At 56.4% G+C, this 23,022-nt stretch carries 20 protein-coding genes; 13 read left to right on the top strand and 7 right to left on the bottom strand.

Features of this window, described 5'->3' with window-relative positions; translation table 11 throughout:
* Positions 1-7 precede the first annotated feature (7 nt).
* Positions 8-1,063: an AI-2E family transporter gene (locus ACFWW4_RS11680; RefSeq protein WP_411891012.1), complete on the top strand. Its 1,056-nt coding sequence runs from the start codon at positions 8-10 to the stop codon at positions 1,061-1,063.
* Here the strand turns inward: ACFWW4_RS11680 and ACFWW4_RS11675 are convergent.
* Genes ACFWW4_RS11675 through ACFWW4_RS11660 form a run of 4 tightly spaced genes read right to left on the bottom strand, consistent with a single transcriptional unit; the run spans position 997 to position 4,953 of the window.
* On the bottom strand, positions 997-2,535 hold the full coding sequence (locus ACFWW4_RS11675) for a phospholipase D family protein (RefSeq protein ID WP_411891011.1): 1,539 nt from the start codon (positions 2,533-2,535) through the stop codon (positions 997-999). The two genes, ACFWW4_RS11680 and ACFWW4_RS11675, sit on opposite strands and share 67 nt — an antisense overlap.
* Positions 2,535-4,238, bottom strand: coding sequence for a sensor histidine kinase (locus ACFWW4_RS11670; protein WP_411891010.1), 1,704 nt, complete (start codon positions 4,236-4,238; stop codon positions 2,535-2,537). Before ACFWW4_RS11670 ends, ACFWW4_RS11675 begins: the two co-directional genes overlap by 1 nt.
* Positions 4,235-4,792: an RNA polymerase sigma factor gene (locus tag ACFWW4_RS11665; protein ID WP_393927595.1), complete on the bottom strand. Its 558-nt coding sequence runs from the start codon at positions 4,790-4,792 to the stop codon at positions 4,235-4,237. The genes ACFWW4_RS11670 and ACFWW4_RS11665 overlap by 4 nt, the downstream gene beginning before the upstream one ends.
* Entirely contained in the window at positions 4,789-4,953 is a 165-nt protein-coding gene (locus ACFWW4_RS11660) for a hypothetical protein (protein WP_411891009.1), read from the bottom strand. The genes ACFWW4_RS11665 and ACFWW4_RS11660 overlap by 4 nt, the downstream gene beginning before the upstream one ends.
* Positions 4,954-5,054: 101 nt before the next feature.
* Here ACFWW4_RS11660 and ACFWW4_RS11655 point away from each other — a divergent pair, with 101 nt between their 5' ends.
* Positions 5,055-5,864, top strand: a complete 810-nt coding sequence (locus ACFWW4_RS11655) for a response regulator (protein ID WP_393927593.1) — start codon at positions 5,055-5,057, stop codon at positions 5,862-5,864.
* Positions 5,865-5,911: 47 nt separating this feature from the next.
* Here ACFWW4_RS11655 and ACFWW4_RS11650 read toward each other — a convergent pair whose 3' ends face one another.
* The gene (locus tag ACFWW4_RS11650; protein ID WP_411891008.1) at positions 5,912-6,409 is read right to left on the bottom strand and encodes a Dps family protein; all 498 of its coding nucleotides are present in this window, start codon (positions 6,407-6,409) and stop codon (positions 5,912-5,914) included.
* Positions 6,410-6,447: 38 nt separating this feature from the next.
* Complete coding sequence (locus tag ACFWW4_RS11645; protein WP_411891007.1) at positions 6,448-6,609, bottom strand: DUF1328 domain-containing protein; 162 nt, start codon at positions 6,607-6,609, stop codon at positions 6,448-6,450.
* Positions 6,610-6,770: 161 nt separating this feature from the next.
* On the opposite strand from ACFWW4_RS11645, the gene ACFWW4_RS11640 reads away from it, so the two are divergent.
* The 6 genes from ACFWW4_RS11640 (at position 6,771) to ACFWW4_RS11615 (ending at position 13,193) form a co-directional block, all read left to right on the top strand.
* On the top strand, positions 6,771-7,100 hold the full coding sequence (locus tag ACFWW4_RS11640; RefSeq protein WP_411891006.1) for a YqjD family protein: 330 nt from the start codon (positions 6,771-6,773) through the stop codon (positions 7,098-7,100).
* A 3-nt stretch (positions 7,101-7,103) separates the two neighbouring features.
* Complete coding sequence (locus ACFWW4_RS11635) at positions 7,104-7,445, top strand: phage holin family protein (RefSeq protein ID WP_411891005.1); 342 nt, start codon at positions 7,104-7,106, stop codon at positions 7,443-7,445.
* A gap of 407 nt (positions 7,446-7,852) precedes the next feature.
* On the top strand, positions 7,853-8,581 hold the full coding sequence (locus ACFWW4_RS11630; RefSeq protein WP_411891004.1) for a Crp/Fnr family transcriptional regulator: 729 nt from the start codon (positions 7,853-7,855) through the stop codon (positions 8,579-8,581).
* Between the two features lie 102 nt (positions 8,582-8,683).
* Positions 8,684-10,510, top strand: a complete 1,827-nt coding sequence (locus tag ACFWW4_RS11625; RefSeq protein WP_411891003.1) for a thiamine pyrophosphate-binding protein — start codon at positions 8,684-8,686, stop codon at positions 10,508-10,510.
* Between the two features lies 1 nt (position 10,511).
* Positions 10,512-12,161, top strand: coding sequence for a flavin monoamine oxidase family protein (locus ACFWW4_RS11620; RefSeq protein WP_411891002.1), 1,650 nt, complete (start codon positions 10,512-10,514; stop codon positions 12,159-12,161).
* 3 nt (positions 12,162-12,164) lie between these two features.
* A complete protein-coding gene (locus tag ACFWW4_RS11615) occupies positions 12,165-13,193 on the top strand; it encodes a 3-oxoacyl-ACP synthase III family protein (protein ID WP_411891001.1) in 1,029 nt (342 codons plus the stop codon).
* Positions 13,194-13,200: 7 nt separating this feature from the next.
* Here ACFWW4_RS11615 and ACFWW4_RS11610 read toward each other — a convergent pair whose 3' ends face one another.
* On the bottom strand, positions 13,201-17,118 hold the full coding sequence (locus ACFWW4_RS11610) for an AAA family ATPase (protein ID WP_411891000.1): 3,918 nt from the start codon (positions 17,116-17,118) through the stop codon (positions 13,201-13,203).
* Positions 17,119-17,392: 274 nt separating this feature from the next.
* Here ACFWW4_RS11610 and ACFWW4_RS11605 point away from each other — a divergent pair, with 274 nt between their 5' ends.
* Genes ACFWW4_RS11605 through ACFWW4_RS11585 form a run of 5 tightly spaced genes read left to right on the top strand, consistent with a single transcriptional unit; the run spans position 17,393 to position 22,951 of the window.
* Positions 17,393-19,456 (top strand): type VI secretion system Vgr family protein, encoded by a 2,064-nt coding sequence (locus ACFWW4_RS11605; RefSeq protein ID WP_411890999.1) that lies wholly within the window; start codon positions 17,393-17,395, stop codon positions 19,454-19,456.
* Positions 19,456-19,713: a PAAR domain-containing protein gene (locus ACFWW4_RS11600; protein ID WP_411890998.1), complete on the top strand. Its 258-nt coding sequence runs from the start codon at positions 19,456-19,458 to the stop codon at positions 19,711-19,713. The genes ACFWW4_RS11605 and ACFWW4_RS11600 overlap by 1 nt, the downstream gene beginning before the upstream one ends.
* A gap of 24 nt (positions 19,714-19,737) precedes the next feature.
* A complete protein-coding gene (locus ACFWW4_RS11595) occupies positions 19,738-20,493 on the top strand; it encodes a hypothetical protein (protein WP_411890997.1) in 756 nt (251 codons plus the stop codon).
* The gene (locus tag ACFWW4_RS11590; protein ID WP_411890996.1) at positions 20,490-22,103 is read left to right on the top strand and encodes a C39 family peptidase; all 1,614 of its coding nucleotides are present in this window, start codon (positions 20,490-20,492) and stop codon (positions 22,101-22,103) included. Before ACFWW4_RS11595 ends, ACFWW4_RS11590 begins: the two co-directional genes overlap by 4 nt.
* Positions 22,100-22,951, top strand: coding sequence for a hypothetical protein (locus ACFWW4_RS11585; RefSeq protein ID WP_411890995.1), 852 nt, complete (start codon positions 22,100-22,102; stop codon positions 22,949-22,951). Before ACFWW4_RS11590 ends, ACFWW4_RS11585 begins: the two co-directional genes overlap by 4 nt.
* The last annotated feature ends 71 nt before the right edge of the window (positions 22,952-23,022 follow it).

Genomic DNA, 23,022 nt, shown 5'->3' with positions numbered 1-23,022 from the left:
CCCAATTATGGCCAATCAATCCGCCTTGCGCATTTGCATCACATTGCTGACTGCTATCGCTGTTTTTACCGTGCTGCGGTACGCCAAGGATCTGTTTGCGCCGGTGATCACTGCGCTCCTTCTTGGTATTGTCATGACGCCCCTGTCCGACCTGATGGATCGGATGCGCATTCCTGCGGCGCTGGCGGCATTTGTTTCGGTGACCCTTGCGCTGCTCTCAATTCTTTTACTGATCCTGCTGATTGAGCCTTATGTCACCCAGGTGATTGATCGCGCGCCCGTCATATGGAACGAACTTCGCACAACCGTTGATGAGTTGAAGCGCATCATGCGGGGCATCGAAGAAATGACCGAGGATGTCGCAGCCGCAATCGAGGCGAGCCCCAACACAGAGGAGGGTGGGCCCGTCGCCTTGCCGTCCCTGACCGATGCCCTGTTTCTGGCGCCGCAATTCGCAGCACAGATCATGATTTTCACAGGTACACTTTATTTCTTTCTGATGGCGCGCAACGGTATCTATGACTGGGTCAGCGCATCCTTCGCTTCGTTTGGCGAAAGCGATCTGCGATATGCCGCCAAGCAGGTGTCGCGCTATGTTCTGACCATAAGCATGATCAATCTGGGCTTCGGCGTTTTGGTCACAATCATCATGCAATTAATCGGGATGCCCTCGCCGATTGTATGGGGGGTTTTGGCCTTTGCGCTTAACTTTGTGCTTTATCTGGGTCCAGCGGTGCTGATCGCAACCTTGCTTGTCGCGGGGATCGTTGTTTTTGACGGTGCAGCCAGTTTTCTGCCTGCGGCGATCTATCTGACCCTGAACGCGACCGAGGCGCAGTTTGTCACGCCGACGCTTGTGGGCAAAAGCCTGGCGGTTAATCCCTTGCTGGTCTTTCTGTCGCTTGTCTTCTGGTTATGGTTATGGGGCCCCATCGGTGGCATCATCGCCATCCCGCTGCTGGTTTGGAGCCTGTCGGTGCTCAAGGGCCTTTCTGGTCAGACCATCTCTTCCGGGACGCCCGGCAAATTGCGCGCGAGTTCAGAGGAAGAACCGATAGCGTAAGGCAACAGAAAGCCCTTCCTTTCTGTTGGTTCAAGCTGGGCATTTCTTGCGGCATGGGCCGACCACGCCTCGCAAGCGGTTAGATCCGAAAAACAGGCAGGGTCTGCGTCCGACCCCAGCCAATGCGAAAAGCATCGTGATTTCAGTTGCGCCACTTCGGCGGTTGACTGTGTTCCAACCCCGGCTTCCGTATCCCACGCAAAGCTGCGTCCATTGAGGTTGGCGGAGGCTACCATCGCATACTGATCATCGAATATTGATACTTTGGCATGCAGATAGACAAGCGGCGCACCGAACAGGGCCGCCCTGCCCTTTTCATTGGTTGGTCTGGGTTGGGCGGGCGAACCGATAAAGACGCGCGGCCCGAACGCCTCTTGGACGATCTTGATGCATTCCCGCTGCAGATGCTCGCCATATGCTGCATCGCTGCCGGGTTCATCCTTAAACGCGACATCCTCTGGTGCTGCAGGCAGGATCAGGATCATGGTCAGGCCCGGCTTTTCCTGCGCACGTCTGGCGAGTTCGTTTGCCAGGTCGCGGTCGCGAAAGAACTGTGTTTCCAGATAGACCAGATTTTCTGTCTCGGCGATCTGAACCTTGTGCCGTTCCGCAAGCTCACCGACAACTGGCTTGGGCGACATGAACGGTAGCGACAGCTTGCGCCGCGCCGACAGCGTGCGCAGCAGCAGCTTTGTGGTGTGTGGTTTGCGGCCGTTGGTAACCGCCTGAAAGCTGGCCAGATGTGACGCTGCCTCTTCAGCCACCGGTCCGTCCACGATCACCTGCACATCATGCCATGTCTGATCGGCTGATTGCTGATGCGCTGGCGTGTCGTATCGACGGTCGTTCAGATCAAGACCACCGATGTAAAGGCGCTGTTTGTCGAACACCGCGAGCTTCTGGTGGTGGGTCGCAGGAACCAGCGCGGGCGGTGGAAAGCGGCGTGCCCGCAAGCCATCGCTGGTCTGGCGCAACATGGGGCGCAATCGTGGTGCCGTCTTCAGAAAATCGTCGCGGGCTGCATCATTCTCTAATGCCGCATCGGCAAGCTCGGCGTTGATTTCCTTGATCAGCCTTGGCCACAGCAGCAATCGGGGCAGTAGCCCCACCCGCGCCGGATGCATGGCCGCGCTGACGCTGAGCAATTCAGGGTGACGTGATACCTCGGCTGCGGCATGGAGCTGTCCGACGCATCGCCATGTGTATTGGTGGTTTTCGAGGCGGACCACAGGATCAAAATCGGTGATGGCAATCGAAATTCGCACACCCCGATTGAGAGTTGCAACTATCAGATCGAACCATATCTCGCCCAGCTTGCGCGCCTCGGGGGAGCGCAGTTTGGTCGTCACATCGAATATCCGGAAACCAGCCGCGATTTCCGTGTTTGCTGCCAGAAACTGGCGCTCCAAGGCGGGATATGCTTCCTGCGCCGTCAGCAACACCTCAAAGTGTCGATCCAGCGTGTCCTCCATCAGAAATCTCGCGCTTCTGGCACGAACTCTTCGACTTTGAACGGTATTGTCATTGTGTAGCTTTCCGGTGCTTCATTTACTTCGATTTTGCCCCCTAGCTGGATCGCAAATGCATTGATTAACTGCGCGCCAAGACCAGTACTTTCAGCATCCGACATTCGCCCGACGGAGTTGGCAATGGACAGCGTGCACATTCCGTCAGCCTGTGTCAGGGACACGGCCAACCACGGTTTTTCACCCCCCGCGCTGCCCAGATACTTCATTGCATTTGTTGCCGCTTCCGACAGCAACAGGGACAGAGGAACCGCCTGATCGGGATAGAGCATGACTGCTTCAATATCTTTTTTCACCGCAATTGAATTGCTGTCTTCCATTGCCACTTCGACGACTTTTTCGATGATCTCGTTTGCCAGATTGCCGGCATTCACCAAGCCGCCGTACTGGGATTGATAAAGATCACGGTGGATCGTGGCGAGGCTGAGGACACGATCCTGCAGCCGTAACAGCACGGATCGGGTCTCGTCCTCTTCGGCGGTGCGAATATGCATGTTCATGATGGACGATATCAGTTGCAAGTTGTTCTTGACCCGATGATGCACCTCTTTGATCAGTACGTTCTTCTCGCGCAACGCATTCTCCATCCCGGCTTCTTCGCGCAGGATATCATCTGTCATTTGTGCAAAGTTGTCATAGAGGGCCTGCATTTCATTGGGCATCGACAACCGACGCCCAAATGATTCCGTCGAGCGCTTTTTGGCGAAAACATCCATGTCGGCGCGCAATCGGGTAATGTGGCGCAAAACCAGCGTGTAGATCGACAGCATCGCAACCGCCATACTTGCAAACCACATCAGCGCCGGAAACAAGGCGGGCTTTAACAGCAGTGAAATAGGCCCGCCAAACCCATCATCACGCCGCCAGATGCCCAGAACGCTCGCCGGGCTGCCTTCTACAGGGACGATTGTATAGGTGTGTAAGTCGCCACGTGAGTCTTCCGCCTGAAATACGGTGCTTACCGCTGATTTCATCTCGGCCAGCGTCCGGTCTGAAGGCAGCTGTGCCGCTGCGCCCGCAATTGTAGAGCGTGCCATGAGAATCTCGCCGTTCTGATTGAACGTGATTAACTCCTCCAAGCCAAGTGCGGCCAAGTCTTCGGTCGTCTCCTGCAGGCCGGTATTTGGGATGGAAATCGAGATGAAGCCGGCAAAGACATCATCAATCAGATACGGCTCTGAGATCACGAACACGGATTGCCCGCTCAGCGGGGCCGCCGGATTTGCTACAATCGTCGGTGCGCGGGCCGCCATAGCATCCGCAAAGAACGGATCGCCGGAAAAATCGTAGCTGCGGTCAGCGGAAGAGCATGTGACGATCCCGGAAAGTGGCAGGATCCCGATGAAGCTGAATGTCTCATCGTTTTCGACAAATTCGGACAGAACGCGTTTACATCTGTCGGGGTTTCCGACAAAGTCATCGGCCACCATAGCAAAAAAGCCGGCCGCCCCGAGGGCGCGTTGGATAATCAGTTCTTCTGATTTCGCGGCCTTTTCCGTCAGGGCCAGCAGCGCCAGATCCGCATTGCGTTCAGCCTCTGCCGCGACCCTGCTGGTTTGAAAAATTGCGACCGATCCAAGCGGAAACAGGGCAAGTGTCATGAGCAGAACAATCTGCACACGCAGGCTGTTGAGCCAGCCGGTTTTCATTTCGTGGCAAAACCCGAACCGCTGACAACTGCCATCGTGGCCTGATCGGTCAACTCAAGAGTGTCGTCATCCTCGAGCTTGAGAAGTTGGGTCAGTTTTGCACGCCCGCGATTAACCCTGCTTTTCATCGTTCCTGTCGCCACCCCGCACATTTCCCCTGCATCTTCGTAGGAAAATCCGGAGGCGCCGACAAGGATCAATGCTTCGCGCTGCTCGTCGGGCAATTGATTGAAGGCGACTTTGAAATCCATCATCTGCAACCGCCCGTCATGTTCGGGCTTCACTGACAATTGGCCGGACATCACGTCGTCGACATCCGCCACTTCACGGTTCAACTTGCGGCGGGAGGTGTAGAAATTGTTACGCAAAATTGTGAAAAGCCAGGCCCGCATATTCGTCCCTGGCGTAAATTTGTCGATGTTTGACCACGCTTTCAGCACTGTGTCCTGCATCATATCATCTGCCGTTGCGCGGTTGCGTGTGAGGCTCATCGCAAACGCACGCAGTGCGGGGAGATGATCGACCAGCTCGTCTCTCGGATCTGGTGCAGTCATTTTTTTGTCTTGCGCTCGTCGTCCTGCGCACGCAAAACGGCAAGAAGATCGGTGATTTGGGTAGGCATTTCGTCGCCTTCCAAGTCAGAAAACACCTGCTTGAGGTTTTCATCTATGTACTTGGCAATCTTTGCCTTTTTGGGATCGTCTTGACCTGCCATGCTCTTACCTTGCCTCGTGAACGAAAAAACCACTGCCTGATACGGAACGAACCAGACGTGTCAGTGTTTGGTTCCAAGTAAAATGAAAAAAGGTCAAAAAAATGAATAACACGACTGCGGATGCAAATTTCTCGGATCTCATCGCTGAACAATTGCCGTATCTGCGCCGCTATACAAGGGCTCTGACCGGGTCACAATCGCGTGGTGACAAATATACAGTCGCAACGCTGGAATTGATCCTCAAAGACCGGTCGCCCTTTGAAAACGATGACCCGATCAAGGTCAATCTGTTCAAGTGTTTTCATGCGATCTGGACCTCTTCGGGTCAGGCGCTGTCCGAACCGGAAGATGGGCTGCGCGGCCGTGCGCAGGGCCTTCTTGCCAAACTGACCGCGAACTCACGCGAGGCATTGCTGTTGCGGACCATCGAAGAATTCAGCCTGAACCACATCGCCACCATCATGCAGACCGATGTCGACGAAGTGCGACGTTTGATTTCCGCGGCCAACGAAGAACTGGCAGGCAGTATCAAAGGCAACGTCATGATTATCGAAGACGAGCCCATTATCGCCGCCGATCTTACGGCCATTGTCGAAGGGTTGGGCCATCGGGTCACCGGCGTGGCGCGCACCCACAAAGAAGCGATCAGTTTGGGTAACGATGAGAGCGCCGATCTGATCCTCGCCGATATCCAGCTTGCCGACAACTCCTCAGGTATTGATGCGGTGAACGACTTGCTTCAAACCATGGATGTTCCCGTGATCTTCATCACCGCTTTCCCGGAACGCCTACTGACTGGTGACAGACCGGAGCCTGCATTTCTGATCTCTAAACCGTTTCAGGAAGCGCAGGTGCAGTCGGCCGTCAGCCAGGCCATGTTTTTTGCGTCAACCGCTACATTGAAAGCTTAACCGCTCACGAAAGGGCCCGCAGCCAGATCGCTGCGGGCTTTATGTCTTCATTGTGCGGTGATGGCTTTCAGCATCCAGGCGGCCTGTTCGTGAAATGCCGACCGGGCCGTCGCCATATCCTCGGTCACAGGATCGTTATGCTCTTCAGCAATCTCGATCAACGCATGTAACCGGTGCGCCACGCGTTCGTGGTCCTGCGCCAGTTGTTCACACATTTCGCCCGCTGACATCGTGGTGGTCGCATCTTCGATGACGGACTTTTCAATTATGCCTTTCATCGACATCGGCGCCATCTGCCCAATAGCACGGATCCGTTCCGCGATCGTATCTGCGGCGGCGAACATGTCTTCGTATTGCGTTTCAGTCAGCTGGTGGATCGAATAGAACAATGGTCCTTCGACATTCCAGTGAATGGCATGGGTCTTGAACGTCAATTGGTAAGTGTCGGCGAGCACATCTGCCAACGCCTCTGCCACGGTTGCCGGTGCGCGCACGCCAGATGCAATTTCCTGCTCATTCGGCACAACATTAAGTGCATTTGTCATCGTATTCTCCTTCTTGGTGAGTGGTGACCTTCAGTTCCTTATCCGCGCACGGCTCGCACGATCAGCGTCAGGACAAACAATACGATGAAGACGAAAAACAGGATCTGGGCGATGCCGACCGAGGCCGATGCCACCCCACCGAAACCAAAGACTGCGGCGACCAGCGCCACGATGAAAAATAAAGCTGCATAGTACAGCATTGGACTGCTCCTTTTCAGTTTGTTTGGCGAGGCATCAGCCACGCTTTCTGGCATTTCAACCGCCGGTAGCAGTAATCCGTTCCATTTTTTTCCAGCACGGTTGGAACGGATTTTACGGATCGGTGTTGGGTATGCAGACACGATTTGAAAAGGAGACCAAGATGGCCACCAAGGCAGTAAATGGACGTTCAAAAGATGTAACAACAGCCGATCTGACAGATCAGATTGAAGTTCTGCGCGACGACATCAGTTCGTTGACCCAAACGATTGCGGATATCGGCAAGGCCAAGGGTGCCGAGGCGACCGACGCAGCTAAAGCGAAAGCGACCGAATTGCGCGATCGCGCGTCAGCAACGGCTGAGGCTGCACGGGGTCAAGCGGCACAACTGCAAGGTCAGGCGAACGACTTTATTCGTGATCAGCCCGCCACGGCGTTGGGCATTGCAGCCGGTATCGGCTTTCTTGTCGGCTACATGGGTCGCCGGAACTAATCCATGTTTGGGATTGAAAAGAAAGTGACACGCACCGCCAAGCGGGCAGGCCTCTATACCGGAGGCCTGCTACTATGCAGTGTTGGTGTTGCTTTCATGACAGCAGCAGCATGGATCGCATTGGCTACCGCTTTGGACGCGCAAATTGCAGCCATTGTCATCGGCTGCACATATCTGGGTGTTGGTCTGGTCATCTTCGGGGTGGCGGCTTCATCTCCTTCGCAGGAACAGCCGAAAGCTCCACATGTCGAACAGCCAACAGCACCAGGTGATGCACCGCCTATCGTGCAAGCTTTTATGTACGGCTTACAGGCTGGGGCGGAGGCGAACCAAACGCGTCATTAGATATCGCATCCAGCACCATATCGCTGGTGAAGGGGTAATCAACAAATCGTGCGGGCGCTCCTATGTCGTGGGCGCGCCCGATGAAAATGACTTTTCCCCCATTGTTTGCGATGGTCGCCAACGGCACCGCTTGCCGGTTGTTGTAATGCATGCCAGCGATAAGGATACAGACAGATCCGCTCACGCTGCCAGCAACCACGACAGCATCGTCGACTGTCGGTAGAACATTTATGCTTGTCCCCGGAAAACTGGTGTCTAGCAAGCCTACCAGATCCATGCTGATCACGGGGTCGGTCTCGACGACGAAAAACGTCCGGTCCATTGCGATACCCCGCTGACCACCGTGACAATGAATAGTAGCCAAACGCGGGTGCTGCATTAATCTATGACATAGGAAGGATAAGAAAGTGGCTACGAAGTGCATTAATTGCCCCCTGCGCCGTCGGGACATTTTTGAAAAAATGTCAGCCGACGAAGTTCGGTTCATGGAGCGTTTCAAAGTGGGTGAACTGGTTGTGGATGCAGGTACGCCCATCCTGATGGAGGGGTCCAACAGTCCGCAGCTTTACACAGCGCTCTACGGTATGGGATTGCGGTACAAGCTGCTGCCCAATGGCAAACGGCAGGTCGTCGGTTTGATATTTCCCGGCGATTTCATCGGGCTTCAGGCTAGTGTGATGGGCGAGATGGGGCATTCTGTTGAGGCCACAACACGAATGACGCTCTGCGTTTTTGACCGGTCGGCTTTGTGGTCATTCTTCAAGGAAAGTCCCACACGCGCCTACTCACTGACATGGCTTGCAGCGGTTGAGGAGCATTTTTTGGGCGATGCGCTCGCTACCTTGGGGCAGCGCAATGCGTTGCAATCGGTCGCCTGGGCGCTTGCACGTATCATCATCCGCGCTCGGGCGCTCGGGGTGGAGCATGAAGGCGAGATGAAGTTCCCTTATAAGCAACAGGATCTAGCAGATGCTTTGGGCCTGTCGCTCGTCCATACCAACAAGACCTTGGCGCGTCTGAAGGACAGACAGTTGGCGATTTGGTCTGATGGCATCTTGCGTGTCAATAACCTCGAGGAGTTAGCCGAAGTGGGATTGTTGTCAGACCTTGATGCCGCGACCCGTCCCATTCTTTGAGCCAATACTGGCTTTTTGCGCTCGCCCACACAGGATTGACACACGGCTGAAAACCAGCGCCATATTGAAAGTGATTAGAAAAATCACATTGGGCGGAGAGTGATGCCAAAAAAAATTCCGAATGTCGCGCAGGTTTTAATCGATTATTTGAAACTGGAAGGTGTCACCCACGTGTTCGGCGTGCCCGGCGGCGGCCTGATCGAAATGCTGGATGAATTTTATCACCAGCGTGGCACGATTGACTACGTTGTCTGCCGGCAGGAAACAGGCGCGGCATATATGGCTGACGGCTATCATCGCGCGACCGGCAAGCTGGGCGTTGTCATGGTGACCACCGGTCCCGGTGCGACAAACGCGGTCACTGGCGTGATGAATGCCGAGGCTGGTGGGTCCGCCCTGCTCGCGCTGACGGGCGAGATTGCCGAGGCTTATGCTGGCATGGGTTATCTGCAGGAAGGCATCGACGGTAAGCTTGACGTTAACCAGATTTTCAGCGGGGCCTGTGCGTCCTCGACCATTCTGTCATCCGGCATCAGCGCGCAGCGTCTGATCGAGGCCGGATTGCGCACAGCCATGGACGTGCCACGTCATGCGGCACATTTGTCATTGCCCGTCGATGTCACCGGGCAACCGGCGACCAAGCTGCCCCAGAAAGGCAAAGCCCCGGAACCGGTGACAATGCCGGACACCCCATCCAGATACCGCAGCGCCCCATCGGAGGCGCCTTTGCGCAAGGTCGAACGCACGCTGGAAATTCTGGCGGCTGCCAAGCGGCCATTGATCATGCTTGGCAATGGCTGCCGCGAGGCGCTGCGCAACAAGGCAACGCTGGATGCCTTTACCCGCTTTGTTGAGGCACGGGGCATTCCGGTGATTACAACGGCAGACGGCAAGGGCATCTTTCCCGAAGATCATCCGCTTTCGCTGCGGATGTTCGGGATCGCGAACTGCATGTGGCCCTATTATTGGATGAATCAGAAAGACCCTGCATATGACGCGCTTGTCGTGATCGGATCGGGCCTTGGTGAACTGGCGACAAATAAGTGGAACCCAATGCTGATCCCCAAAGGCCCGCTGGTCCAACTTGACGCCAGCCAGCGCATGATCGCCCGTGATTTCCCGGTCGATCTTGGGATTGTGGGCGAGGCTGGTGCCTTTATCAACGCGTTGGCGAAGCTATCAGGCGAAGCCCCACCGCCGCCGGATGAGGTGTCCGAGCGCAAGGCCAAGGTCGCCCAGATCAAGGCGGATCATTCGCCGTTCTTCTCGGACGAGGAATATAATTCAACGGACGCCCCGGTGCAGCCTGCGGCCCTGTGCCGTGTCATGCAGGAGGTGCTGCCAGCCGACAACACGATCATGATGCTGGATGCGGGCAACTGCGTCGGTTGGGCCGCCCATTATATGGTGTCCAGGCCGGGCTTTGAGGTGCATTCGGCGCTTGATATGGGTCCGATGGGTTTTGCATCCGGCGCAGTCATCGGGGCCAAGATCGCCCGACCGGATGCGACCTGCGTGGCGTTCACAGGCGACGGGGCGTTCATGATGCAAGGTGCCGAGATTTCGACAGCACAGCGCAATGGTGTCGGGGCGATCTGGGTCGTCCTGCATGATGACGACCTGTCGATGGTCAGTCAGGGAATGGAGCATTTCAAGGGCGGTGATATCGCAGACTGGAGAGACATGTTCTCGCTCGGCACACCGGATCTGGCTGGCTATGCAACGGGCCTCGGTGCCGATGCCTATACCGTCAAAAGCCCGAAAGATTTCAAGGCCGCGCTCAAGAAAGCCGTCAAAAAGGCGGACGCCGACAAGAAGCCACAGGTGATCGTCGCCCAGATCAATCGGGAGGCAGAGCCACCCTATTACAACCCGCTTTACGTGCCGACCAAAGAAGAAGCGCGCAGAATGACCACAAGAGGAGCGTGAGATGTCTGATATTCTTGATTTCGCCATTGTCGGCGGCGGTGCATCCGGCGTTTATACCGCGTGGCGGCTTGCCCGTGCGACAGAGCGTGAATTGAGGAAGATCCGCGCCCAGATTGGTGGTGAGGGCCCGCTGAATATCGCGATTTTCGAAGGGTCTGATCGGATCGGCGGGCGTCTTTTGTCAGCATCCCCGTCCAGCATGCCAGATACGCCAATGGAAATTGGGGGCATGCGGTTTCTCAACAATCAGCCGCTTGTCCGCGATCTTGTGCACAAGCTGGGCATCGCCCATCATGAGCAGGTCGTTGATGCGCCGGATAACTATGCCTGGCTGCGGCGCAGACATTTCATTCAGTCCAATCTGAACAAGCCCGAGGCAAAGCTTCCCTATAATCTGACCGACAAGGAAAGAGCTGTGGTCAAGTCAGCGGCCACGCAATCACCGGCAGAGTTGATTTTTTGGGCTGTTTATCAAGAGTTTCCTGAAATCAACGGCATGAAACCGGATGAGTTGGCGGCGTTTCTGCGCAAGGCCAAGGTCGGGGGGCGCGATCTTTATGATATTGGTTTCTGGAACCTGCTGTCGCGCCATCTGAGCCATGAAGGCCGCCAATTGGCGATCACCACGATCGGCTATGATGTATTGGGGGCCAATGCCAATGCCGTTGATATCATCGCAGAGAATTTCGACTTCACACCCGATACAAAGTATTATCTGTTCGATGACGGGTTCGAGGCGATGCTGTGGGAATTGGCCAACCAGTTCCAGAAGTCAGGGCATATCCACATGGAACGCGTGCTCGACAGTTTTGACGATTTTGAGATGGACGACGGCAAGACCGCGATGCGTCTGCGGTTTGAAGACGGCGAAGATGTAGAGGCACGCGCCATTGTGCTGGCGATGCCGCAGGCCGCGATCCAGGGGTTACGCCGGACGGGCCCCGTGCTTGATCCAGAACGAGCACCCGAGGTCCAGCAGATGCTCCATGCCGTCGAAGGTATCCCGCTCTACAAGCTGTTCCTGATTTATGAAACGCCATGGTGGAAGGAACAGTGTGGGCTGACAGAGGGCCGGTCACTGACCGATATTCCGGTGCGCCAGTGCTATTACTGGTCCACCAATGATGACAGCTATTCCGCAATCATGGCCTATAACGATCAGGCCAGTTCCAGTTTCTGGGGTGGGTATCAGATTGGACCGCTCGGCCCACGGGACGCCGCACAGAGCGGGTTCGGGGCGCGACCGTTTGAAAGCCGCCACGACGAATGGATCACGCCCAAGGACCATTTGGGCGAACGGCGGCGCAAGAATTGGGACGACCACAAGGCACCACATGAAATGGTGGTCGAAATGCATCGTCAGTTGATGGAAATGCACCGGGTCGCCAGTGCGCCGTTCCCGATTGATGCGGCCTTCATGGACTGGATGAATGCGCCTTATGGCGGTGCCGTGCATTTCTGGAACCCGGGCTACAAATCCTGGGAGGTGGTCGAAAAGATGCCGCAGCCGGTTGACGGTGTGAATGCATTCATTGTTGGCGAAGCTTATTCAACCGTGCAAACCTGGGTCGAGGGGGCGTTCCAGACCTCTGAAATCGCGTTGGGTAAGCTTGGTATGGACAGTCCGGGCTGGTTGCAAGAACAGGGATAGTAAATGAGTAGATTTGTACCGCGTATCCTGGGAACGGGTCACACTGTTCCGGGGAAAATCAGGCTGAACGATGATCCGATTTTCGACTGGCTGAAGAAAAACGATCCGGCAGGGTCGGAACTGTTTGCCGGATATGAAAAACGGCACGTGCTGTCTGATGGCGAAAAGATGATCGACATCATGCTGCCGGCGGCAAAGCTTGCCCTGGATAATGCAGGAATACGCCCTGATCAGATTGATCTGTTGCTGGGTGACGGGTCAGTCGGCGACTATCGCACGCCGAATACGATCAGCGATTTGCATCAGCGCCTTGGTCTGCCGTCCCGGGCCTGGCCCTTGCCACTGCAAAACAGTTTTTCACAGTTCAATGCCAGCATGATGATGGCGGATGCGCTGATCCGTGCTGGACGGGCGACATACATTCTGGTTGCGTTAGGTGACAACTGGACCCGCTATGTCGACTACAAGACGCCGCAATCCATTTCAGCCGCCGATGGGGCTGCCGCCTGTGTTATCGGGCCATCTGACAATGGATCGAAATGGGAGTTCGTCGACCAGATCACCATCGCCGATACGTCCTATTACGGCTCCATGTATATGGCATCGGATGTGATTACCGAAGGTTTTGCAGATGCACGCTCCCAATTCAGCCGGGCCGAGGCGGCAGAGTGTTCACATGCCTACTTTCACATCACGCAAAAAGGGATCAAAGGCTTTACGGAGTTTGGCGTCAACAAATCGCCCGAGGCCGTCACAACGCTGCTCAAACGCAATCGGCTTGAGGCAAAGGATGTCTGCCTTTTGACCCATCAGGCCAGCACCAAACTGATGGAACACTGGACGAACGTCATCAAACCGGGCTGTTACGTCCAGACGATTAAGCAATATGCCAATATCGTGCAGTGTAGCGTACTGTTCAATTTGTCCTGGGGCATGCAAAACGCGCCCGAGTTCACGCAGGATTGGGTCGTTATCCTATGCCTTGGCCCGGACATGCATGCCAGCGCCATGCTGATGCGGCGCAACGGTTGAAGGCGGGTTAGTTCAACCCGCGTTCTGCGAACCGTTGGGCCACGGCCAACGCGCCCCAGTTTTTATAGGCCTGAATGGCGTCATTGACCCGACCGGTGTCAGGCTGCAGTCGCGCTGCGTATTCAAAGGCAAGGGCGCGATCCTGCAACCAATGCTGTGTATCGCCGGCCCGGGCAAGTGTGGCGAGGCCGTCAGCGGCACTGATATCACCCTCAACGCCAGCCCAGACCAGATTGGCCATCTTGGCCTTCGCCCCAAAGTTTTGCGGGTGAATTGCGCTCCACTCGGTCAGTTGTGACAGTCCAGCTTCAATTGCGCCGCGCTGTGCCTCCAAAACGGCAGGATCGGCCAATACTTGGCCCAAACGCGCCAGTACGGCATGCAGAACAAGGTCGAATTCGATCATCTGACCGGCGATCGCTGGGCGGACGGGCACAACGCGCTCGTACCAGTCCAGCGCACCGATCCAATCGCCTGCATGGCGATGCAAGCGCGCGCGCGTGGCGAGGTAGAAGCCAATCTGATTGGCAAACTCGGTTTCGGTGACCCAGCCGATGTCTTTGTCTTCATTTAGTTTTTCGTCAGACAATGACAGCAAATCATGTGTTTCGCCGCGCAGCGCGCGTGCAAACTGCATCTCAAGATGCACATGCACCAGCGCGTTTCGATGCAATGGGTGCTGCAAGGCTTGCGCGCCCTGCGAGATGACATCAGCCAAGGGATAGCCCAAAGCCGCCTTCAGGATGACGCCCCCAGCGATGTTGTAACTGGCATATTGCAGGTCGTTATCGGCCAACGCGCGTTCGACAGCGATACGGTTGGTTTCTACGCTTTCCTGCAGCGGATCACGCCAATGACCATGAAACCACATATCAATAAAGGCCGCGGCAGGTAGGGCGTTCCCTTCCGTTGCCGCATCCAGATCAAGGGCTGCGCGCGACCAGGCCGCACCGGCCGCCCTGTCGCCGGTCAACAGGGACTGCACGATGGAATACATCGAAAAGGCGTGCGGCGGGCCTGCGACATTCTCCATCACAAGGCGCATGGCCGCCGAAGATGCCCATGCAAAAACCAGGAACTGGTTGGATTGAAACGCGAACGGGGCCGTGGACAATATGGTTTGAAACTTCAGCAACAGGTCAGCTGGCGGTTGCCGCATTCTGGAAAGAAGCTCGGTCGGATGCCGGCCTTCGGTCAGTTCCGCAACGACGGCCATGTTGCGCTGCGTCGCCTCGTTCAGGGCTTCTGGCCCCTCAGGTACATCCACGCCAGCAACACGCATTGCGCGCAACCCAACCTGCACTGCATCGACGGCAAAACCCTGGCTGAAAAGACGCAATGCTTCTTCCACAAGGCAAGAAACAGCACGCGGGCGCAGCCCTGCTTCCATCCAGTGGTGCGCAAGCTCCAATAATCGGCTCGCGCGGTCTTCCCCGGAGTGGCGTTCGATCCATTCTGCGGCCTTTGCGTGTAACCGGCGGCTTTGGGCCCGGGGCAGTTGACTATGGGCAACCTCGCGAACGATGCCGTGAGAGAAGGCAAAGCCGGGACTGTTCAGTGCGTTTTGGACGCGCAGGAAACCTTGTGTCACCTGGTGGTCCAATTGCTGCGACATGTCTTTGGCAGAACGTTCCAACGGATCCAGCGCACATACCAGTTTTGTCGGAAAGCTGAGACCGGCGACGGACGCAACCCTGAGCGACAGTTGATCGCTCGGCTCCAACTTGTCGAGCCTTTGCAGGACCATCCCATGAACCGTGTCAGGTAATGCCGCCGTGGCCAACGCATCGGCGCGGGCCAGCGATGCCTGACCATTGCTGATAGTGACAGCATCAGCCGCCATCAGGTTCCGTAATACCTCAGCGGTGTAGAATGGGTGACACTCAGTCTGCACACTGATCTGCTCAAGAAGGCCTTGATCAACGCTGTCGCATCCAAGGCTGCGAACAATCAATTGCAACAGACCGTCTTGAGACAGGGGGCCAAGGCTCAGATGGGTAAAACCGGCATCATCGGCAAACGCGGACCAACTGCCGGTCTGCTTTGGCTGTGCCAGAATGACAATCATCAAATCAGGTGCAGATTTCGCCAACCGCGCGAGCACGTGATGCGTCTCAGTATCCAGCCATTGCGCGTCATCAACACACAGGCAGGTCGGTTGTCCTGCAAATGCGTCAAAAAGCAAGTCCACGACAAAGCCCTGAATGTGTTCAGCACGCGCCTGACCCGTCAACGTGGCCGTAAATTCTGTTTCCTCAAGCCCGCTGGGGAACACAGCGTTCAGAAACGGTGAGGCCGGGCGCAGCCGTTCTGGCAGTTTGGCCATAATTGCCTTTTGACGCGACACTGCGGACATCAGGGGCAGAACATCCAGGCTTTCCATCACCAAACGCCGCAATGCGCTGAACGGTGCGTCCTGTTCAATGGCAGAGGCCGCTTCGAACTTGAACTGACCGCCGCTCAGGGTGACGATATCCCTCAGTTGCAGGGCAAGGCTGGTTTTGCCCAACCCGGACTCGCCTTCAATCACAACATGACGGATACCGTCGTCGGCGCGATGGTTCCAGCAATCCAGCAATTTGGCAATTTCGCGATCTCTTCCTGAAATCTCCTCTGAGGCTCTTGCATATTGCTGATCAAGCTGCGGTGCCCAGGCAGGCGCTTCTCGTGATGCACCCTTGAACAGCAGCATCAACGGCTCTGCCCCGTAGGACATCATATTCCGCGTGGCCTGCATCGTCGTCTCGTCGACAAGCATTCCGCTTTGCGTGGTGGTCGCTAATCGTGTGGACCGGATCAACGCATCGCCCAAGACCAGATCACAGCGACGATCCGCGTTGCCGACAATGCAACAGAGCATACGCCCCGTTGCAACCCCCACACTGGATCGCAACCCCCGTTGCGACAACGCCTCGAGGATCTCGCGGCCCGATAGAACGCTGCGCAGTGGATCGTCGGAATGCGCATCAGGCGGCGTGCCAAACGTGATCAGGACGGACACGCCTTTTTCATCCACCGTCACCTCTGCCACATACCCGTCGCGGCGATGCACAATGTCCTGAATACTCTGCACAACCTCGTTCAGCCGATTGGCTCCACCAACCGCACTCTGATCAAAACCATGCAAAACAACGCTGACTGAGGTCACCGGACGCAGCTCAGCCACATATTTCAGGCCAACCGTTTCAATCCAACCCGCAGCAAATCGCGGCATGCGTGCGAGGGCCGCGTTCCAGGCGGCGGGTGGTGGAACTGCCAGTGATGCCTTGCCCAGCCGCCTTGAAGCTTGAGGACGCAGGAGCCTTCGGGCCCCGTAGCGACCCATCGGTGCAGAGACCGCCTCAAGTGCACAAAATGTGGCAGCTTCAGCCGTCAGAACAACCTCGTTGGGAGCCTTGATATCTGCAATACGCTCCAATTCCTTGAGCGCCGATCCCACCGAGGTCGAAAGCCACCGGCCATGCCGACCGCCAAGCTCCACCGTCTGGAACTCGCCACACGAAACATGGTGATTGAGGTTGAATCGCGCGTCACCATTTGCCCGCGACCGGACAAGCGCGCAGGCGGTCCCGATTGCGCTTTCGACGGCGGCGGCCATCCCGCCGGCTTCGACCGGCCATACCGAAAGCAGCCCGTCCCCCACAAAAGTAACCGGTTCGCCACCATGCGACAGGATGGTCTCGATCAGTTTGTCGTAATGCGTATCAATTTCACGATGCAGGCGGTCAACGCCTTCGGCGCCAGCTGACAGAAACTCTGCGGTGTGGCGGGAAAAGCCCGAGATATCGCACCAGAGCAGCGCCACCTGCCGACGCGGCAAAACCCCGCATCCTGTACCATCCGGGGCAGCCGCCAGCGCCCTGCGCAATTCGGGCGAAAGAAAGCTCAGCGCCTGTAGAAAGCTCTGTTCGCGTGATTCAGGCATTTCATGCACTCTCGGCTGGCATTTTTGGAAATTCTCCCACGCCATGGTTTGTGAGGCTTGATTGGCAAGCAATCAAGGGCTTGCTATATTTTTGCATGAACAGTCACCGGTGTGACGCCGCAAGACGGTTGAACCGCAGAACACTCCCCACTTTTGGATTTATGATGTCATTGACGCAACCATCCAAGGTTGATGCAATTCGCAAGATTGATCCTTTGATCAAGCAATCTATGCTGGACTAACCGATTCTGAATGAAGTGCGAGGTCGATCTGCATGAATGCTCCTTTTAAGCAGGATTCCCGTTTGGGGCGATTGACGACGGCTTTGGGCAAGGATGCGCTGGTACTGCTCAGATTTGACGGTACGGATTATGTGAATGGGTTGTTTGACTACCGTGTGGAGGCGCTGTCCTCCTCCCCCAATATCGACTTTGATGGGCTGATCGGCACCCACGCATCGGTTGAAATCGAAAGTCAGAACGATGGCACCCGCGCCTATGACGGGATCGTCACAGAGGCGAAATGGGCCGGTGTGGGCGAGAATGGCAACAAATATGCGCTGACCCTGCGACCCTGGTTCTGGATCGCCGGGCGGCGGCGTAACCAGCGGATTTTCCACAATAAGACCGTTGTTCAGATTATTGAGGAGTTGCTCGCGCCTTATGCGGGCCTCGGTGATCCTGCGCTGAAGGTTAAGCTGACGGGTCACTACCCGGAACTGGAATACACGGTCCAGTATCGCGAAAGCGACCTGGACTTTGCCACCCGACTGATGGAGCGGTTCGGAATTTCATATCATTTCGCCCATAGCGCCGGGAACCATACGCTGGTGTTGACCGATGCCATCGACAGCCATGACAAAGTCCCGGGCGGCAAGCGGGACTACAAGCCTGTGGATGGCGCACGCCAGTCTGGGGCGGAGCATTTCTGGGAATGGCATCCGGAGCGCCGGATGACCACAGGGGCGGTCCGGCTGACGGACTATAACTTCAAGACCCCCCAGGCGGCGATGGAGGTCGACCGGACCGGTGATGCCAAATATGCCGAAGGGCAGATCGAAAGCTTTGACTATCCGGGCGACTATCTGGGGCAGACCCAAGGCAAGGACGTCGTCAGCCTGCGGACCCTGCAGGAACGCGGCCAGGGTGCGCGACACCGGGCGGTGGGCGATTGCACCTCGCTTGGTGCGGGAATGCTGCTGACGCTGACGGGCGATCAGGTGAACGGGGTCAAGGGTGCGGATTACCTCTGCCTTGTGGCGCGCCATTCCTATGTGTCGGACGCTTACGGATCAGGCGGTGCAGACAGCGATGGATATGCCTATTCGGGCGAATATGTGCTGATGCCCAACGATGCGCCATTGGCGCCAGAGCGCAAAACACATGTGCCGGCGGTGCAGGGGCCGCAAACTGCTATTGTCGTGGGCGAGGGCGAGATTGACTGCGACGAATATGGCCGGATCCTGGTGCAGTTCCACTGGGACCTGAACAAGGCCTATTCCATGCGCTGCCGGGTGAGTCAGAACTGGGCCTCCAAAGGCTGGGGCGGCATGGTGATCCCGCGGATCGGCATGGAAGTGGTTGTCGAATTCCTGGAAGGCGACCCCGACAAACCGCTGGTGACAGGCTGCGTCTATAACGGGCGGAACGATCCACCTTACCCGCTGCCCGAAAACAAGACCAAATCGGTGTTCAAGACTGACACCCATCAGGGGTCTGGTTTTAACGAACTGACGTTCGAGGACGAGAACGACAAAGAACTTATCTACATGCACGGTCAGAAGGATCAGCAGATTGATATCCTCAACGATCGGCACAAGACCATTGGACGCGATCAGTCCGAAACCATTGGGCGCGACAAGACGATCAATGTGGGTCAGGATCACACCGAAAATGTCGCGCGTGATGCCGTGCAAACCGTGGGCCGCGATGTGGTGTATCAGGTTGGGCAGAACCAGCAGGAAAAATACGGCAAAGATCACGTCCACTATGTTGGCAACACCCACAAGCAGGACATCTATGCCGACCATCTGGTAAAGGTCGGCCGGAATTCGGAAGAAACCATTTCCGGTCGTTATACGCTCAACGTCAACCAGTCGATCACCAATAACACCAAAACGCATACGCTGATGGCCTTTGATAAATTCGTCATCAAAGGCCCGGGTGGAAAGATAACCATTGATAGCGCGGGCATTACACTCGAGGCGGCGCAAATCAATCTCAAGGGCAACGTATCAATGGGCGGCAGTGGCGGGGCGCAAGTCCCCACTCTGAAAGGTGCCGCCAATGCCGGCCTGCCCCTGGTTGAGGAATGTCTTGCTCAGAAAGAGGGCGAATAATGCTGCCTGTTGCACGTCTGGGCGATACACATGTCTGCCCGATCCACGGCTCCAATACGATCGTTGAAGGGGGTACCGGTAAGGTCGATAATAAACCGGTGGCCCGGATGGGGGACAAGACAGCCTGCGGTGCGGTCATCATTGTGGGGTCCAGCATGGGTCGTGATGATGGCAAGCCGATTGCATATGTCGGATGTGCCACATCACACGGCGGTATCATTACGACCGGTTCACCGACGGCAAAGACTCTGCCGTGATATGCCGCCAACGGTTGATTTTGCATGCTGACTGTCGCTGACCTAAAGGTTGATACCGCCGAACGTGCCATATTTGGCGAACGCCGCGCGCGATATGATCAGGCTGCTCAGGCGCATCTGAAGAAGCATTTCAAGGATGAATTCGCAGCCCACGGGCCGGATGTGACAGACCGCTTCATCGCCCAGTGTTATAGTACAGCCACCTCTTTCGGTGTCGAAAGGTGGTGCGATCATCTGTCCTATCTGACTGTTGCCGTCTATCTTGGCGCTCAGTTCCCCCGTGATCCGCAACATGCCAACCGGCTGCGCCGTGCAGGATGGCGCGGGCGGCAAGCGGCCCGTGATATGGAAGCTTTGACTGTTGGTGTCCAACACTGGCAGTCCCTTGCAGCGCTGGATGTAGAGACGCCTGACACCGGATTTGCATATCTGGCAGATGCAATGAGCCACTGGCTGGTGGAGCTTGACACCCCATCAGCAGAAGAGATTACTGATGTCCTCAAGATGGTCTGGCCCAACCGCACGGTGGTGCTGGATCCGGTTGACCTGATGGAATTCTCTGCAGCAGCGCGGCAGTTTGCAAGCACCCTGGAGCTTTTTGGCGCAGACACATACGTGTTTGCCGTACTCGCGTTCCATCTTGGCCTTCGTTTCACGCAAGACCCACGCTATGGCGAATTGGCGGCCGCCTTGCATCCAGACAAGCGGAGCGTCATGACACGCCGCTCTGACGTGGTGGGTGCGATCATCACAACAATCGAAAAAGGTGCTGGATCTTGAGTGATACAACAGCATCTGGTGCGGGCAATGCTTGTGGCGCACTTTGGTCTCGCCTGACTGCAGCCGTGCAGCGTTACGCTGTGCCTGTTCCGGGTGGTGATACGCAAGTTGAACAAGCCGCAACCGATGCCGCCAATGCAGATGACGCGGCGGTCGAAACCTCTGTCGCCACCTGCCCTGCCCCTTGTGTGGTAACGATCACCACCCGCGCAGGCGATATTCCAATCTCTGGCGTCATCGTAAAGAGCGATGGCCGTCGGGTTGGCATATCTGACGCAAATGGGGTCGTACGCGGCGATCTTTCGGCCTGCGGCGGGACAACGACACTTACAGCGATCTATGAAAATGAGGGCGCCCGCGTAAAACGCGAGGTCTTTACGCTGGAGCTAAGCGGAATCGACATATCAGCCGGTTCCGCAACGGGTGGTCAGGCGCGTAACTATATCAGCAAGGTTCAGGATGTTTTTGGAGATGGTTCGCCGAGTTTCCCGGGTGATCTTGATTTTGATGATAATTACGATGGCGCCGATCTTGTAAGCGTTGGACCACCACCGGGGATGGATAGTGGGAGCGCAGTGCTAATCAGCGCGAAGATGGCTACCCTTTCGATTGAAGTGCCCTATCGCAACCAGAACGACGGCACCGAAACAATCGGCGGAGTGGGCCAAAACGGCTTTGAATTGTGTATGCCAACCTCTGGCGAGATGATGGCAGGCTATTGGGGCATCGAACATGTGGCAGATGACGATACCCGCCGCGCCTTGACGCGCCTTGATATCATGACAGAGGCGCGGGCGCAGAACAGCAGCCTTTCATTGTTCAATTTCCCGCGCCCCTGGCAGGATTGGGCAAACTACCGGGCGGCAATGACGGTTTTGGTTGATGCCTCACATCCCGATGCCTATTCGGTATCAAATGGCCCTTCCGGGGGGGGCAGCGAACGCATTCCATCTGCATATGCTGACGGGCTCACTGATTTGCTGGAAAGTGGGTGCCCAGTGGTCACATCCACCCATGCCACCAATTCGGGACACGTAATGTGCGTGGTTGGCGGCGTTGTCGACCATGCAGACGAAACGCAATGGCTGATTATCAATGACCCCAACGGATCATTGGCTTCGAGCAGTTCGATCTACGGTGAAATGAACATTGGGGCACCTGTTGGCTTGCGCGGTTCGTCAACCGCAGCGGTCATGAACAGTGCCGCAGATGTGCGCGCTGTGCAGCAAAGCCTCGCACGGCTGGGGCACTATACCGGCGAAATCGGGGCCGCAGTCGACGGCGCTGACCCAAACGACCCTACCGTTGTGGCAATCCGCGCGATGCAGGGAAACGGTGGCGACGGACGGGTCGACCCCAACGGCAGAACAGAGCGCCGTATTAACAGCCAAGTGGCCAATGGAAGCCGGTCAAGCTACAGCCGCGCCGAAAACGAAAGCAATGGCGCGAATGGCGACCGGGGCCGACACGTCTATTACAGCAGTTCAACCGAAGCGGCGCCGGGTCGGTTTTTGCTGAAAGGCGAGGCATGGACCTGCGTGATTGAACCAGACACGGCGCTGACCACGGCGCAGATCAGCGCCAGACTGAATGCGGGGATAACGACATGAACCGGTTTAGCCCTCTGATAGCTGCGGTATTTCTGGGCGCTCCATTCGCCGCCAATGCACAGGTAACGCAATTGACTTGTAACGACGCGCGCGTTGCGGAAACCGAGTTTTGCGGCCTCCTAAGCGACGAAACAGAGCGTCTTGACGTGCAGACCAGCGCCTTGCCGCGCCACCATGACATTGTTGGCGGCGCTTATAGCATCCGCCAGGATATCGGAGAGGCAACCGTTTTGGGATACACAGAACCGGCTGTCTTGCCTGAGCAGACTTTCCTGACCGGACGCATGCAAACAGATTGTCTGTTGGCGCAGCTGCCATTTGCCAGCGCATCCGGCACAATCAATCTGGTGCCGCTTAAACTGAACGGGCTTGGTGACACGCGTTCGCTGTCGATTACAACACCGCGCCCGTCTGACCCGTATAGCGCTGGCTTGTCCTGCGACGGGCAACGCATCTACGTCTTTGATTACGAATATGATGGTCTGATGGTTTTCGATGTCGCAACCGAGGACCGGATCACCCCAGAAAACTGGAGCGAGGATCAGACCATTGCCGTCGTATCACATACAGGCCGCTATGTTGCTGCATTGGGTGAAAAACCGGGAGCTTATGTTCTGCAGGATTTTTCCGACGGCAATCAGGTCATCTTCGATGCGACCTTGGAGCTGGATTATCCGTTCTTCAGCGCGAACGACGAACACTTGTTCATTGTGCGAAACACGGGCGGGCCAGCCCGGACCGAGATTTATTCCCTACCTCACATGTCATTTTTGACTGAGGTGCCGGGGGCGCTGCCAAATGGCGTTCCGATGGTATTCGAAAACGACTACCTGATCATGGCGGACTAGTACGTTATCGAAATGCCAGACACCGAGATATGGATAGATGACATACCTGTCGGCGCGGCCTCACTGCGATG

This window comes from Yoonia sp. SDW83-1 (assembly GCF_046762885.1).
Lineage (GTDB): Bacteria > Pseudomonadota > Alphaproteobacteria > Rhodobacterales > Rhodobacteraceae > Yoonia.
Note: the sequence above shows the minus strand (reverse complement) of the source record. Positions and strands in the feature narration are given on the sequence as shown.

What these genes read in the sequence shown, in the direction of transcription:
- ACFWW4_RS11680 (WP_411891012.1), top strand. Translation starts at nt 8, where the DNA reads ATGGCCAATCAATCCGCCTTGCGCATTTGCATCACATTGCTGACTGCT.
- ACFWW4_RS11675 (WP_411891011.1), bottom strand. Translation starts at nt 2,535, where the DNA reads ATGGAGGACACGCTGGATCGACACTTTGAGGTGTTGCTGACGGCGCAG.
- ACFWW4_RS11670 (WP_411891010.1), bottom strand. Translation starts at nt 4,238, where the DNA reads ATGAAAACCGGCTGGCTCAACAGCCTGCGTGTGCAGATTGTTCTGCTC.
- ACFWW4_RS11665 (WP_393927595.1), bottom strand. Translation starts at nt 4,792, where the DNA reads ATGACTGCACCAGATCCGAGAGACGAGCTGGTCGATCATCTCCCCGCA.
- ACFWW4_RS11660 (WP_411891009.1), bottom strand. Translation starts at nt 4,953, where the DNA reads ATGGCAGGTCAAGACGATCCCAAAAAGGCAAAGATTGCCAAGTACATA.
- ACFWW4_RS11655 (WP_393927593.1), top strand. Translation starts at nt 5,055, where the DNA reads ATGAATAACACGACTGCGGATGCAAATTTCTCGGATCTCATCGCTGAA.
- ACFWW4_RS11650 (WP_411891008.1), bottom strand. Translation starts at nt 6,409, where the DNA reads ATGACAAATGCACTTAATGTTGTGCCGAATGAGCAGGAAATTGCATCT.
- ACFWW4_RS11645 (WP_411891007.1), bottom strand. Translation starts at nt 6,609, where the DNA reads ATGCTGTACTATGCAGCTTTATTTTTCATCGTGGCGCTGGTCGCCGCA.
- ACFWW4_RS11640 (WP_411891006.1), top strand. Translation starts at nt 6,771, where the DNA reads ATGGCCACCAAGGCAGTAAATGGACGTTCAAAAGATGTAACAACAGCC.
- ACFWW4_RS11635 (WP_411891005.1), top strand. Translation starts at nt 7,104, where the DNA reads ATGTTTGGGATTGAAAAGAAAGTGACACGCACCGCCAAGCGGGCAGGC.
- ACFWW4_RS11625 (WP_411891003.1), top strand. Translation starts at nt 8,684, where the DNA reads ATGCCAAAAAAAATTCCGAATGTCGCGCAGGTTTTAATCGATTATTTG.
- ACFWW4_RS11620 (WP_411891002.1), top strand. Translation starts at nt 10,512, where the DNA reads ATGTCTGATATTCTTGATTTCGCCATTGTCGGCGGCGGTGCATCCGGC.
- ACFWW4_RS11615 (WP_411891001.1), top strand. Translation starts at nt 12,165, where the DNA reads ATGAGTAGATTTGTACCGCGTATCCTGGGAACGGGTCACACTGTTCCG.
- ACFWW4_RS11610 (WP_411891000.1), bottom strand. Translation starts at nt 17,118, where the DNA reads ATGCCTGAATCACGCGAACAGAGCTTTCTACAGGCGCTGAGCTTTCTT.
- ACFWW4_RS11605 (WP_411890999.1), top strand. Translation starts at nt 17,393, where the DNA reads ATGAATGCTCCTTTTAAGCAGGATTCCCGTTTGGGGCGATTGACGACG.
- ACFWW4_RS11600 (WP_411890998.1), top strand. Translation starts at nt 19,456, where the DNA reads ATGCTGCCTGTTGCACGTCTGGGCGATACACATGTCTGCCCGATCCAC.
- ACFWW4_RS11595 (WP_411890997.1), top strand. Translation starts at nt 19,738, where the DNA reads ATGCTGACTGTCGCTGACCTAAAGGTTGATACCGCCGAACGTGCCATA.
- ACFWW4_RS11585 (WP_411890995.1), top strand. Translation starts at nt 22,100, where the DNA reads ATGAACCGGTTTAGCCCTCTGATAGCTGCGGTATTTCTGGGCGCTCCA.